Below are 13,682 nucleotides of genomic sequence, written 5' to 3' on the forward strand. Positions count from 1 at the left end.
CACTCCTAAAGTTTTGTATCTAACTTTTGGGGTGCAGTTCATCATTTTGTAGTGAGGGTGATGTTCTTATAAATCCAAGGCTTTTAGGAAGAACCTTGTTTTTTCTTTATTTCATAATCGTTGGTTAATTCAATGGCATTAACAAGTCCTTATTACTATTACCTTGTCCGTACCAGTTTGAATCGTTCTGTCCTCCGCTGGTTGCCCATTTCTCAAAATTTTTATAAGCATCCAGGAAGTTTGCTTTTTCAATGGCTTGAGCCACATCGTCCGGAACTTTCAGTCCCCAGATTAGACGGTCTACACTGTAATAGTAGTTAGCTATATTGCCATCCAATGGAAGGATATTCTTATTATCTATAGGGTATTTGTAAGCTACCGGTTCATATCCACTCAAGTGGATTTCTGTTCCATTTTCGTGTGCCAGATAGAATTCAAAATCTTCGTCCTCCAGATTCCCTTTGATTATTACGGGTTCTTTTAACTCTATATATATGTTTATTTGAGGCAATTTATCGCTTGAGATAGCATATTCTTTTTCGGTATTGTAGTAATGGCTACCTGCTGGTTTGTGCAGATTGTCTGTTAATTCGCTGAGGTCGATAATTGTTTCTCCATTCTTACCTTCTATCAACTTTACTTCTGTGATTTTGGTATTGAAACTTTCATGAAGGCTGATAGAACTGATATCAGCTCTCTTTAATCCGTGGATTCTTAAATAAGGACGGTAGTCCAATGAACCACCCATGGCTTTCAGACGGGCACCGATCTGCATAGCTTTCGTAGTGTAATTCTTATTGTTACCATTGCCAGTTTTTTCTACTTCGTATAATTGTACTTTATAATTCATTACGAAGTCATTGAAGTCATAATCTCCCAAACCGGGGAATAAATCCTCGAACATGATTGTGCCCCAACCGTTTTTAGGATAATAAACCACATCGGATTGATCCGTTTTAATATCATTATTGTCTCGAGTTTGTACCATGGCTCTGGTATTTGAGGGCAATGCGATATTAATATTGCCGTTTCCGTTCAGAGAGGCAGATATTACCTTTTTCTGTCCATCACTTGTTTCGTATTGAAAATACAGTTCGTTGACATAACTTGGCAAACTAAGTGACAGAGGAGCGTTTTCGGAATTTGTAGTGAACGAAGCGACTAATTCGCTTTCACTACAGCTTTTATCTAAATAGACAGAAATTGGAGTGTTGTTTGTTGTTGTGACAGTGCATTCGGCATTCTTTGTCATCTTCCAGTTAAAGTTTGACGGAATGTTCAAATTTGCAACGGTGTGATCTTTTTCAGGCAGCTTATCTTCATCATACAGGTTTTTCTCACAAGAACTGAAGATTACAGTTCCTAAGAATAATGAGAGGAGGAGGAATTGATTCTTTTTCATATTTTGTTTGTTTTGGTGATTGTTTGTTTTTAGATGTTGCAAAGGTGGAAATAATTTGTATATAAAGCAAATAAAGTTGTATATTTTATCCAAATAGGGGTGTTTTCTTGTTTGAATGACTCTTTTTCTCTACTTTAGTTGTTTGAATTGATAAGTTATGAGAGATTACAAGGTAAACAAGGAGGCTATTTCCGAATCGTTCTGCGCTGAGGTCTATGAGATTGTACGTTCTGTTCCTGTGGGAAGGGTAACTACCTATGGGGAAATAGCTGCTTTACTTGGAAAACCGCAATGTTCACGTATGGTAGGTAAGGCACTGAAGCAGGTTCCTATGGAATTGGATTTGCCTTGTCATCGGGTAGTCAATGCTCAAGGTCGGTTGGTGCCCGGTTGGGAGGAGCAACGTGAGTTGCTCCTGAGTGAAGGCGTCCGCTTTAAGAAAAGCGGTTGCGTAGATCTGTCAGTTTATCGTTGGAAATTTGATAGTTTGTAGCTATATTTTGTATGGATAGCTACTTCCTTATATAATGCGGCATTTCTGCGGGTATCTCCATGGAGATTTCTACCATGCCTCCTACGACTTCGTCTTTTTTCCATGCGGTTTGATAGATCATCTTCCTAATGCCATTCTTTTCGATTGTATAAGAATTGGTACCACCTGTTTCCAGCATCTCCCTGATTTTAGCTTGTGATTGCAGGTTGTGGCAATCGAACAGGTTCTTTCCGATCAGATCGCCATGTTTGGCAAATGTTTTGCAAGCTTTATCGTTCATAAACAGGATAACTCCTTCAGTGTCGCAAACTGTTACGGCACAGTTCATTTCTTTTGCCCATTCGTACGTCATATCATTCTTATTTTGAAGTTTTATTTAGTATTTAAAGTAATCAGTGGCATGCGTATTTTATGACTCATGTTCGACAGGAAAAACCAGCCGTGTTCATGGCGGATGTGTCAACATGGGTCGAACCATTGGCATTCACAGATGATAGTGCCAGACAGACGGAAAGATATATAGTGTTGATCATTGTGATTTATCCGCTTGTGTGAGTTTGGGGACAAAAGTACGTTTTTTCCATAAAATTCCATTCATGATCAAACAAAAAAGAGTGGAAACCCTATAAAAGATTTCCACTCCGTTTTATCTAGTAGTTCAAATTACTTATTCGGCATTTCCCCAAGCTTGGTTAGCTAAACGCTTGTAGTTGTTGAAACGCCATTTTGCGTTGTCTTCAGCAGCCTGGAACAGCTCTTCTGCTTCGGCAGGATACTGTTTCATTACAGACGCATAACGGACTTCGCCTTTCAGGAAGCCTTTGAAGTCATCCCAGTTCGGCTCTTTGCTATCCAACTGGAACGGGTTCTTTCCTTCTGCTTCCAAAGCAGGATTGTAACGCCACAAGTGCCAGTAACCGCACTTAACAGCCTTTTCTTCTTCTTCCTGGCTCTTGCCCATACCGGCTTTCAGACCGTGGTTGATACATGGAGCATAAGCGATGATGAGTGACGGTCCGGGATATGCTTCAGCTTCGCGGATTGCTTTCAGGGTTTGAGCTTGATCGGCACCCATAGCGATCTGTGCAACATAAACATAACCGTAAGTAGTAGCCATCAGACCGAGGTCTTTCTTACGTACGCGCTTACCGGAAGCAGCGAACTTGGCGATAGCACCTACCGGGGTTGCCTTGGAGGACTGTCCACCTGTGTTTGAATATACTTCTGTGTCCAAAACCAGGATGTTAACGTCCTTGCCTGAAGCGATAACATGGTCGAGGCCACCGTAACCGATATCGTAAGAAGCACCGTCACCACCGATGATCCATTGACTGCGTTTTACAAGATATTGAGTCAAGCCTTTCAGTTCTTTGCTGATCGGACAACCGGCAGCGATACCTTGTTCGATGATTGCTTCGATCTGCGGAGCGAGTTCCTTAGTCTTGTCGGCATCGTTCATGTTTTCGATCCATGCTTTCAATACTTCCTTGGCTTCGGCTGGCGCATTGTCTTGAGACAAGATCTCGTTGAACAACTTCACGATACGGGCACGCATCTTTTCGTTGGCCAGTTCCATACCCAAACCAAATTCGCAGAAGTCTTCGAACAGTGAGTTTGCCCATGCGGGACCATGACCGTTTTCATTCTTGGTATACGGAGTTGAAGGTACCGAACCGGAGTAGATAGAAGAACATCCGGTAGCGTTAGCAACCATCTGTCGGTCACCGAACAACTGGGAAATCAGTTTGACGTACGGAGTTTCACCACAACCGGAGCAAGCACCGGAGAACTCGAACAACGGAGTTGCGAACTGAGAGTTCTTCACATTGGCTTTGATATCTACCAAATGTTGTTTGGTTTTCACGTTGTCTGCACAGTAAGTCCAGTTGTCTGCTTGAGCCAGCTGGCTTTCGAGATGCTTCATGGTCAATGCCTTTCCGCCCTTTTTCGGGTTGCCCGGACAGATGTCGGCACAGTTGCCGCAACCCAGACAGTCGAGAACGTCTACCTGAATACGGAAAGTCATGCCATCGAATGCCTTACCTACCGCTTTCAGTGATTCGAAGTTGGCACCCTTCTGTTCTTCCGCATCGAGTACGAACGGACGGATAGAAGCGTGAGGACAAACGTAAGCACATTTGTTGCACTGGATACAGTTTTCCGGATTCCATTCCGGTACGAAAGCAGCTACACCACGTTTTTCGTATTTAGCTGTTCCTTGGTACCATGTGCCGTCTTCGATTCCCTTGAATGCAGATACCGGCAGTAAGTCACCGTCTTGTGCGTTGATCGGACGAACCACCTCGTTGATGAATGCCGGGTCGTTGTTTTCAACTTTGGCATCATCGGGAAGATTTGCCCAAGCCGGATCGACGGTCAGTTGTTTGTATTCGCCACCACGGTCAACGGCTGCATAATTCTTGTTAACAATGTCTTCGCCCTTCTTACCGTAAGACTTAACGATGAATTTCTTCATCTGTTCTACAGCCTGTTCTACAGGGATTACACCTGTGATACGGAAGAATGCGGACTGAAGGATCGTGTTGGTACGGTTGCCCAAACCGATTTCTTGTGCGATCTGAGTGGCATTGATATAATATACGGAGATATTGTTCTTTGCGAAATACTTCTTCACGCGGTTCGGCAGGTTCTTGGCCAACTCTTCGCCTTCCCAGATAGTGTTCAGGAGGAATGAGCCGTTTTTGCGCAGTCCGCGTGTTACATCGTACATGTGCAGGTAAGCCTGAACGTGGCAAGCTACAAAGTTCGGGGTATTCACCAGATAGGTAGAACGGATCGGTTCGTCACCGAAACGCAAGTGAGAGCAGGTGAAACCTCCGGACTTCTTAGAGTCGTAAGAGAAGTATGCCTGGCAGTGTTTGTCGGTGTTGTCACCGATAATCTTGACTGAGTTCTTGTTGGCACCTACAGTACCGTCAGCACCCAAACCGTAGAATTTAGCTTCGAACATACTTTCACCGCCCAATGCGATCTCTTCTTCTTGTGGAAGAGAAGTGAAAGTAACATCGTCTATGATGCCGATAGTGAAGTGATTCTTCGGCATTGGCATGGCGAGGTTTTTGAATACGGAGATGATCTGAGCAGGAGTAGTATCCTTAGAACCCAAACCGTAACGGCCTCCAACGATGACCGGAGCGTTTTCGGCACCGTAGAAGCAGTCTTTAACATCCAGGTACAGCGGTTCACCGTTAGCACCCGGTTCTTTTGTGCGGTCAAGAACTGCAATGGTCTTGGCGGTCTTAGGTACGGCAGCCAGGAAGTGCTTAGCCGAGAACGGACGGTACAGGTGAACTGCAACCAGACCCACTTTCTCGCCTTTGCTTGTCAGGTAGTCGATTGCTTCGCGGGCAGCTTCCGTTACGGAACCCATCGCGATGATTACGCGGTCGGCATCTTCTGCTCCGTAATAGTCGAACAAACCATACTTGCGGCCGGTGATTTTGGAGATTTCATTCATATATTCTTCTACGATGCCCGGGACTGCCTCATAGAAGTTGTTGCATGATTCGCGGTGTTGGAAGAAATGATCGGGATTTTCAGCCATACCGCGGGCAACCGGATTCATCGGGTTCAATGCACGGGCACGGAATTCAGCCAAGGCTTCCTGGTCGATCAGCGGAGCAAGGTCTTCATTTTCCAGCATTTCTATCTTCTGGATCTCGTGTGAAGTACGGAAACCGTCGAAGAAGTTCATGAACGGAACACGGGCTTTGATGGTAGAAAGGTGGGCAACACCTGCCAAGTCCATAACTTCCTGTACGGAACCTTCTGCCAACATGGCGAAGCCGGTCTGACGTGCAGACATTACATCCTGATGGTCGCCGAAGATACACAGTGCATGAGAAGCCAGCGTACGAGCCGATACGTGGAACACGCAAGGCAGGAATTCTCCGGCAATCTTATACATATTAGGAATCATCAAAAGAAGTCCCTGCGAAGCAGTGTAAGTAGATGTCAGCGCACCAGCCTGAAGCGATCCGTGAACTGCCCCTGCAGCACCTCCTTCAGATTGCATTTCTTGTACCAATACCGTTTCGCCGAAGATGTTTTTACGTCCTGCGGCAGCCCATTCGTCTACATATTCAGCCATTGTAGAGGAGGGAGTGATCGGGTAAATTGCAGCTACTTCCGAGAACATATACGAGATATGTGCGGCAGCCTGGTTACCATCACAAGTGATGAATTTCTTCTGTTTAGTCATAACTAAAATTAATATTTAAGTAAATAATTCATTTAATATAAAAGGCCGAACATCCAGAGGGGAATCTGGTTCTCCCTGCCTATTTCGGCTTTGTGCAGTGCGTACGTCACACCGGGATTGTTCTTTATTTTCACTCCTTCGCAGCAGATCTTGAATGGCATTACCTCGTCCACCATGAATGAGATGTTTTTGTCCCCCTTGTGTACTTTGTGGTCTTTCCACATCGTGTTTACGAAGAAGGTGTCGAGTACGTCCTGTTCTTCCACTTTGACGGGGTAAATGGAGTACATCAGGTTGGAGTTGTGCATCATGATCTTTGAAGGTTTCTTGGGGAACTCTTCTCCCTTGGGATATACAAGATTGATCATGCGCGCATCTGCCAAATATTTGATGTAATTCATTACTGTTGCACGGGATGTCTCGATGTCCGTAGCGAGTTGGCTTACGTTGGGCGCTTTCGGTCCGTCGACCGCCAACAGATAGAGTAATTTCTTTATCTTTGAAAGATATTTCAGTTCGATTTGTTTGATGAGCAGGATGTCTACTTCCACCATCATGTTCATGGTCTTAAGCAGATTTTCCGAGAAGTTGCGCTTTTCGAGGAAGAAGGGGTAGAATCCATGATGCAGATAGTCTTGGAAAAAGTCCATCGGACGGACTTTTGAAAGTATCCCTTTGGCTATCTGTTCGTGGTTGCTGAGAATTTCTTCCAGTGAGTATGCCCGGAACTTCATGCCCGTCTGAAGGTTGAGGAATTCGCGGAATGAAAGACCACGCAGATTGTAACTCTTTACGATGTCGCACAGCTCGAGATTCTCCTCTTTGAGACGCATCACGGACGAACCGGTGAAGACGATCTTCAAATTGGGAAAACGGTCGTAACACATACGCAGCTCCTTGCTCCAGTCCGGATGTTTGAAAACCTGGTCGATCAATAATACCTTTCCGCCCCGGCGTTGGAATTCGTTGGCGAAGTCCACCAGGCTATGACCGGAAAAATAGAAGTTGTTCATGTTGATGAAAAGGCAGGAACGATCCGTTCCGAACTTCTCTTTGGCATATTGAAGGAGAAAAGTGGTTTTTCCTACGCCACGTGTACCTTTGATACCGATCAGGCGATCGCCCCAGTTAATTTCATCCATCAAGTCGCGACGAACGGGAGCGTTAGTGTGTTCAACCAAGTATGCGTGTGTGCGGTAGAATGATTCCATTTCTTTTCTTTGGTTTTTCGGGTACAAATATACTTCTTTTTCTGATAATTGCAAAGTAGAGATAGCAAAATTGTGCTTTTGTTTAACAAGTTTAGTGCTTTCGATACGATGGAGTGTATCGCTCAACGGAAGTATGTTTATCATTCTGACGTTTTGTCAATGTGATATTCCTGTCTGCTCAGGAGGGTGAAATCTACCGTCAATAGGGCATTTGGTTTCAAAAAACGCAGCCATTTCGAATTAGGATTTATTCTTTTGTTACCCCCTTGGCAAGTTGTGTTGCAAATGTAGTGAAAGTTTGTTCTCTTTCGATGAATTGTGAGAAATAATATTGTTTTAACTTTCTTTTTGATGGCATGGAAAGGTTGAAATTAGGGAGCTGTTATGTGCTAACGAATGTGAATGAACTTGGTTTTAGGGCTGAAAAGAGCGGGCCGGTGAGGAAGAGACGGTTGGTCGGTGGGGAAGAGGTGGTTGGTCGGTGAGGAAGGGACGGTTGATCGGTGAGGAATTAATGGTTGATCGGTGAGGAATAGTTACTCAACACGATAGAAATAGCTATCTGACACGTTGGGAATAGCTATCCAACGGGATGGATAACGGACTTTTTGTGTATATTTGTGAAATTTTACCCGGATAGCACACCGTTTCGTTCCTATAGCGAAGGGATGGTGTCATCCGAAACTATAAATATTGGAATAATTGATACTGAATGTTTAGATAAATGGTCAGAATGTCAAAAAGAGAACTCTATATTTTCAATCCGGACAACGATCTGGCATTGGCAAATGGTGAAGCAAACTATATGCCTCCGGCCTCTGCCCAGCAGATGGCTTCCGACTTGGCTTTACTCCCGGCATGGTATGCTGCCCCCGGCAGCGCGGTGTTGGCGCCATCGGCTTACAATCTTGTTTTTCTCCGTGAAATGCAACGTCTGTTGCCAATTCCGGTGGACTTGATGACTGCACCGGAACTGGCTTCGGACGGGCAGTTTACCCCTGTTCCCTGGGGCTGGAATCCGGCTTTGAGGAAAAAGCTGCTGCTTGCGGGGGTAGAGGAAGACGGGCTGCCTTCTTTGGGACATATTGCAGAGTTGCGCAGACTTTCCCACCGTATGCAGGTGGTAGAGTTGTTATCCCGTTTGCAATTGAATGAATATTTCTGTGGGGAATCGCATTATCTGACTCGGCCTGAGGAATGGCAGAGCTTTGTCGAAGAGCATAAGTCATCTTTGTTGAAAGCCCCTCTTTCGGGTAGTGGTAAAGGGCTGAACTGGTGCAAGGGTATGTTTACTTCTTCCATTTCCGGGTGGTGCAAGCGGATAGCAGCATTGCAGGGTGGGATAATGGCAGAGCCTGTATATGATAAGGTAATAGATTTTGCTATGGAATTCTGTTCGGACGGTTTAGGTAAGGTTCGTTTTGTGGGTTACTCTGTATTTGCCACGAATCGGAGTGGAGCCTATGAAGGCAACGTGTTGCAATCCGACGAGCAGACGAGGCGTGAGCTTTCGGCTTATGTCCCGGGTGAATCGACACTTCGATTGCAGTCGGTGCTTGAAGAAGAATTATCCTTGCGTTTCGGTCGTCATTATGCCGGCTACTTGGGCGTGGATATGATGCTTTGCCGTTTCCCCGGTTCTGCCCCCGAATTCCGAATTCATCCCTGTGTCGAAATCAACCTGCGGATGAATATGGGAGTCGTGGCTCATATGTTGTATGACAGATATGTGGCTCCTTCATCGTGCGGCCGTTTTTCCATTACTTATCATCCGGCTCCCCATGAGGCATTAAAAGACCACGAGCGGATGAGGTCTGAATATCCGTTGGAAATTGAAAACGACAAGATTGTTTCAGGATATCTTCCATTGGTTCCGGTACATAGGTGGACATCGTACGGGGCATTGGTAAAGATTGAAAGGATTTCCTAGCCGATATTACTAAAATCCTTGTACTGCTTTTCCCTCATTCCCATAACGGTCCACTGCCGTTACTGCGAAATATATCTTTTCTGTCCAAGGATAGATGGGGGCATACGTATATTGAGTTCCTCGCACATTTTGCGCAATGATATTTTCCGGGTTCGTTGTATCTACCGGATAAGTATCCGATGCATAAATCACATATCTCGGCATATTCATCCGGTCATTGTCTGTTGCCGCCTGCCAGGTGAGCAATAGGCAACCGTTTCCTTCAGGTGATATTCTTAAGTCGGACGGTGCGGTAGGGGCTTCATTGTCAAGCCACGGCATCGGTGGTTGGAGAGCGGGATATCTGTAAAAGTTCTCTTCCAGCTCATCGTAGATGCCCTGCGTGTTGTCCATCAGATATTGCACGCGATAGTGAGCTTCGCCTGCCAAACCGTGGCTACGGACGAAATTGATTTGGCGGTCGATGTCCTCGCGTATCCAGTTCCCTTCATCGGGGTGAAGGAAATAGATCCCCAAGCCCGGAATCACTTGCCTTCCGTTGCTTTGTTCCTGCCAATCGAGGACGAATGGGTAGAAATTATTCTGCCTGAAATATAACATCGGATAAATCTGATCCTGTATGCCTTCGCCCAACCATCCCTGCGGATCTTGGTAAACGGTGTTGAAGGCATTCCAACCGCGCGAAGAGTAACGTGAGGTATCTTTGTACTTTCCTACCGGGCATGTGCTTACCTTCACCCAAGGTTTTATCTCTTTTACACCTTTATATATATAGCGTACGATATCCGTCAGGTTGTCCCGGCGCCATTGTGCCAAAGAACGTCCTTTGCCATAACGTTTGAAATCATAACTGTCCGGAAAGCGCGGGGCATTTTCGGGGTATCGCAGATAGTCGAAATGTACCCCGTCCACGTCATACCGTGTCACCACCTCCCGTACCAGCTTCATCAGATATTCTTTGGTGGAAGGATGTCCGGGATTGAGGAAGTATTCGTTTTTATATGCGACACAAATCTCCTTTCTCTTCTTCGTGACGGATTGGTTGCCCAGACTCGCTACATGCCTCCGGTTGCCCAAAGGAATGGTCACCATCCATGCGTGGCATTCCATGCCGCGTTTATGGCATTCAAGAACGGCAAATGCCAACGGGTCGTATCCCGGATCACCGCCTGTCTTTCCCGTTAGGATGGAATTGAAAGGCTCGATGGATGACTTGTAGATTACGTCTCCCCGTGTACGTGTTTGGAACAGCACGGTGTTGAAGTTGGCTGCTTTCAACTTATCCAGTATGTCGGTCAGCTCTTTTTGCTGGCGACGAATACTTTCGGGAGTGGTGGTGGCCTTGCTACGAGGCCAGTCCAAGCCATAAACAGCCGTTACCCAGGCGGCACGGACTTCATACTTAGGCTGTGCTGCGGCTGGAATGAGTAAAAATAAGGTGAGCAAGGAAAGAATATATCGTTGCATGGATTAATTTTGTTACTTAGTTCCGCAAAGTTAGTAAAAGTGTCGGTATTCTTGCGCGTTTCGTGAGATTATGTTACATTTGCATGGCTATCTGTTTCATGATTTAGTAATTCATAATAAATAAACCTGTGAAGAAAGTTAGAAAATCAACTTGGGTGACTGTAGCCCTGCTTATCTATGTTTCTGCAACGGCAGCTTATCTACTGCCGCGCAATACAGAGATGGGTGATACAGAGAAATATTTAACCCTTGCAGCTTCGTATGTCATTGTCTTTGTTCTCTGGCTGGTACTGAGGAAAAAAGAAAAGTTACAACAAGAACGCAAGGAGAGGGAACATTATGATAATTTAAAGAAATGAGTGTATGAAGAAAGTTGCATTGATTATTTGTCTGTTGGTGGCATCGTTGGGTGCCAAAGCACAGTTTGAACAAGGAAAGTGGATTGTTAATCCATCGTTGACCGGGCTGGACTTTTCGTATACGAAAAACGATAAAGCAAAATTCGGTGTCGGAGCCCAGGTAGGTACATTTGTGGCAGAAGGCATTGCGTTGATGGTGAATGCCGGAGCAGACTGGAGCAAGCCGATCGATATCTATACCATTGGGGCCGGAGGCCGGTTCTATTTTAATAAAACCGGTATTTATCTGGGAGCCGGTTTCGACCTGAACCGTTACCGATTGAATGGCGGGCATGGTGATACGGATTGGGGACTCGGAGTGGAAGCTGGCTATGCTTTCTTTTTATCACGTACGGTGACTCTTGAACCGGCAGTTTATTATAAATGGCGTTTCAACGACAGTGATCTTTCTAAGTTCGGCATTAAGCTTGGCTTCGGATTCTATTTCTGATAGTCTTCCTTTTGTTAAAAATAGTGCAGTTGATAGGGGACGAAGAACGGAATAATTCAAAAAACATTATTTTTGTTGTCAGTTTATGTAAAACACGAAAGGACAATGAGAAAAAATGCTTTAAGAATTGTGCTGGTTACAGTTGTTGTAGTTCTCTGTCACTGTAATTATTTGAACGCACAAGGTTGGAGTTATCCGACAGAACAGATTCAAGACCTTCCTTATGAAGATGGTATGGGGACAGAAGAAGCTCCTTACCGGATTACTAATGCCCAGCAATTGGCGAACCTGTCTTATTATGTAAATAATGGAGTAGGATACGAAGGGATCTATTTCGCTCTGGCAGCGGACATCGATCTAAACCCGGGTTATACGTTTGGCAAGGACGGGACAATAAGTGGTGGGGATGCACCGCAACAGTGGGTGCCGATCGGTACATATACTGGTTACAATGATAAAGATTTCAAAGGCTCTTTGGATGGGCAAGGGCATACTATCCGTGGAATATATCTCACGTTTCAACAGGATTGTGAGGGGTTGTTTGGAGTGATCAAGAATGGAAATGTCCGGAATTTGACTATTAGCAATTCTCTTATTATAAATAATAACAAGGAGAATATTGAAGGGTATTGTGCCGGATTATTCGCTGGATACGCCCTTGATGTGAATTTTGTAAATTGCCGCAATGAGTCCTCTATCTATGGTAGATCCGATAATTGTGAAAGGTGTGTCATAGGAGGGATTGCCGGTATTTTCTATGCAGGAGACAAGGCGACCGTTTTCAAGGATTGTCATAACAGTGGAAATATTTCAGCAATTGAAGTAGAAAATGGATATAATCCATATCATATCTATACAGGAGGTATTATCGGTCGGGTGATGGGGGGATTTGGAAATATTCATGAAATGTACCGTTGCACTAATTCCGGAGATATCAGCAGTACAGGCATGTCGGGTGGATTGGCAGGTGCTATTGATGGATTTTATGCTTGCTCTAATCTGGATAATACAGGAACAATTTCCGGAGAACTTTATGTAGGAGGAATTTTCGGACAGGGAGGGCATTACTCTGACGGTAAATTGTTGGAGGCATGCACTAATACGGGGCGTGTGTTTTCAAATTTTGCACTAGCTATTGGAGGTATTATAGGCGATGGTGGATATGCTGAAATTATAAACTGCGCGAATAAAGGAGAGATAGAAGTAACGGGAAAACGTTCTGATAACAGGTGTTATACAGGAGGAATTATTGGAAATCCGTATTACAATACAGGGAATGCACCTGTAATCAATTTGACTGGTTGCTATAATTTGGGAAACATTACCATTGACGATGGCCACTGCGGTGGTTTGATAGGTCAGTGCCCGACCTATTCCAAATGTAAGATGGAGAAATGTTACAATGCTGGAATGATTGCCAATCGTAAAGGTACTGCCGGTGGGCTGACTTCTGAGATTTGGAAGGATGGTAGCAGCATAATAAATTGCTATAACACAGGTGATGTAAGCGGGAACATACGCTCTACAGGTGGTTTGGTGGGTGTTTGTTGTTCAGCTTCTGATATAATTTATTGCTATACAACGGGTTCTGTTACTCCTATAGATGACTTTATGGGGCCTGAAGTGGGTGGTTGTGGAAGCGTAATTGGATGTGTAACTCAAATTAATTCAATTCATCACTGCTATTATCTTTCGTCCGAAGATATGCCTGCTATTGGGGTGGATTATGCACACATTCCTGATTCTTCCTTGATGGCAAAAACGGCTGATGACTTTGCCGGTGGCCAAGTTTGCATCTTGTTGAATGACACACAATATCCTACTCCTTGGGGGCAGGAACCGGGTAAGGACCCGACTCCGTTACTGAATGGGAAAGGTAATCCTGAAGTGTCTGGTATCGAAACAATCGAGCAAGGTGAATATAAAGGTGAGACGGTAATATATGATCTGACAGGACGGAAAGTTGAATCGACAAAGGGATTGAAAGGCATTTACATCGTAAACGGGAAAAAAGTTTTGTTTACTGGAGTTATGCCGTGAAGGCTCTTTTATTAGTTTTTATATTTGAAGGAGGACTTTACAGGATCAGGTTTATTGCCGCGTATCTG

At 44.8% G+C, this 13,682-nt stretch carries 10 protein-coding genes; 5 read left to right on the top strand and 5 right to left on the bottom strand.

Annotated features, from left to right (window positions below):
• Positions 1 to 124: 124 nt before the first annotated feature.
• Positions 125 to 1,402, bottom strand: coding sequence for an LruC domain-containing protein (locus H8744_RS10700; RefSeq protein WP_262434806.1), 1,278 nt, complete (start codon positions 1,400 to 1,402; stop codon positions 125 to 127).
• A gap of 157 nt (positions 1,403 to 1,559) precedes the next feature.
• Here H8744_RS10700 and H8744_RS10705 point away from each other — a divergent pair, with 157 nt between their 5' ends.
• Positions 1,560 to 1,895 (top strand): MGMT family protein, encoded by a 336-nt coding sequence (locus tag H8744_RS10705; protein ID WP_262434807.1) that lies wholly within the window; start codon positions 1,560 to 1,562, stop codon positions 1,893 to 1,895.
• A 19-nt stretch (positions 1,896 to 1,914) separates the two neighbouring features.
• Here H8744_RS10705 and H8744_RS10710 read toward each other — a convergent pair whose 3' ends face one another.
• The 3 genes from H8744_RS10710 to H8744_RS10720 form a co-directional block, all read right to left on the bottom strand.
• On the bottom strand, positions 1,915 to 2,247 hold the full coding sequence (locus H8744_RS10710; RefSeq protein WP_262434808.1) for a PAS domain-containing protein: 333 nt from the start codon (positions 2,245 to 2,247) through the stop codon (positions 1,915 to 1,917).
• A gap of 315 nt (positions 2,248 to 2,562) precedes the next feature.
• Complete coding sequence (nifJ, locus tag H8744_RS10715) at positions 2,563 to 6,117, bottom strand: pyruvate:ferredoxin (flavodoxin) oxidoreductase (protein ID WP_262434809.1); 3,555 nt, start codon at positions 6,115 to 6,117, stop codon at positions 2,563 to 2,565.
• Between the two features lie 32 nt (positions 6,118 to 6,149).
• Positions 6,150 to 7,328 carry an ATP-binding protein gene (locus H8744_RS10720; RefSeq protein WP_305067482.1) on the bottom strand — a complete coding sequence of 393 codons (1,179 nt, stop codon included), beginning with the start codon at positions 7,326 to 7,328 and terminating at the stop codon, positions 6,150 to 6,152.
• Between the two features lie 733 nt (positions 7,329 to 8,061).
• On the opposite strand from H8744_RS10720, the gene H8744_RS10725 reads away from it, so the two are divergent.
• Positions 8,062 to 9,258 carry a hypothetical protein gene (locus H8744_RS10725; protein WP_262434811.1) on the top strand — a complete coding sequence of 399 codons (1,197 nt, stop codon included), beginning with the start codon at positions 8,062 to 8,064 and terminating at the stop codon, positions 9,256 to 9,258.
• Between the two features lie 9 nt (positions 9,259 to 9,267).
• Here the strand turns inward: H8744_RS10725 and H8744_RS10730 are convergent, their stop codons facing one another.
• Positions 9,268 to 10,725, bottom strand: coding sequence for a glycoside hydrolase family 10-like protein (locus H8744_RS10730; protein WP_262434812.1), 1,458 nt, complete (start codon positions 10,723 to 10,725; stop codon positions 9,268 to 9,270).
• Between the two features lie 128 nt (positions 10,726 to 10,853).
• Between H8744_RS10730 and H8744_RS10735 the strand changes: the two genes are divergently transcribed.
• The 3 genes from H8744_RS10735 to H8744_RS10745 all read left to right on the top strand — a co-directional run bounded on the left by H8744_RS10735 (position 10,854) and on the right by H8744_RS10745 (position 13,614).
• The gene (locus tag H8744_RS10735) at positions 10,854 to 11,084 is read left to right on the top strand and encodes a hypothetical protein (RefSeq protein ID WP_262434813.1); all 231 of its coding nucleotides are present in this window, start codon (positions 10,854 to 10,856) and stop codon (positions 11,082 to 11,084) included.
• A 4-nt stretch (positions 11,085 to 11,088) separates the two neighbouring features.
• Complete coding sequence (locus H8744_RS10740) at positions 11,089 to 11,574, top strand: outer membrane beta-barrel protein (RefSeq protein WP_262434814.1); 486 nt, start codon at positions 11,089 to 11,091, stop codon at positions 11,572 to 11,574.
• 105 nt (positions 11,575 to 11,679) lie between these two features.
• Positions 11,680 to 13,614, top strand: coding sequence for a hypothetical protein (locus H8744_RS10745; RefSeq protein ID WP_262434815.1), 1,935 nt, complete (start codon positions 11,680 to 11,682; stop codon positions 13,612 to 13,614).
• The last annotated feature ends 68 nt before the right edge of the window (positions 13,615 to 13,682 follow it).

This window comes from Jilunia laotingensis (assembly GCF_014385165.1).
GTDB classification, from domain to species: domain Bacteria; phylum Bacteroidota; class Bacteroidia; order Bacteroidales; family Bacteroidaceae; genus Bacteroides; species Bacteroides laotingensis.

Bases quoted from the DNA above. Each gene is read 5' to 3' on its own strand.
- nifJ (WP_262434809.1), bottom strand. From the start codon at position 6,117: ATGACTAAACAGAAGAAATTCATCACTTGTGATGGTAACCAGGCTGCC.
- H8744_RS10705 (WP_262434807.1), top strand. From the start codon at position 1,560: ATGAGAGATTACAAGGTAAACAAGGAGGCTATTTCCGAATCGTTCTGC.
- H8744_RS10700 (WP_262434806.1), bottom strand. From the start codon at position 1,402: ATGAAAAAGAATCAATTCCTCCTCCTCTCATTATTCTTAGGAACTGTA.
- H8744_RS10740 (WP_262434814.1), top strand. From the start codon at position 11,089: ATGAAGAAAGTTGCATTGATTATTTGTCTGTTGGTGGCATCGTTGGGT.
- H8744_RS10720 (WP_305067482.1), bottom strand. From the start codon at position 7,328: ATGGAATCATTCTACCGCACACACGCATACTTGGTTGAACACACTAAC.
- H8744_RS10725 (WP_262434811.1), top strand. From the start codon at position 8,062: ATGTCAAAAAGAGAACTCTATATTTTCAATCCGGACAACGATCTGGCA.
- H8744_RS10745 (WP_262434815.1), top strand. From the start codon at position 11,680: ATGAGAAAAAATGCTTTAAGAATTGTGCTGGTTACAGTTGTTGTAGTT.
- H8744_RS10710 (WP_262434808.1), bottom strand. From the start codon at position 2,247: ATGACGTACGAATGGGCAAAAGAAATGAACTGTGCCGTAACAGTTTGC.
- H8744_RS10730 (WP_262434812.1), bottom strand. From the start codon at position 10,725: ATGCAACGATATATTCTTTCCTTGCTCACCTTATTTTTACTCATTCCA.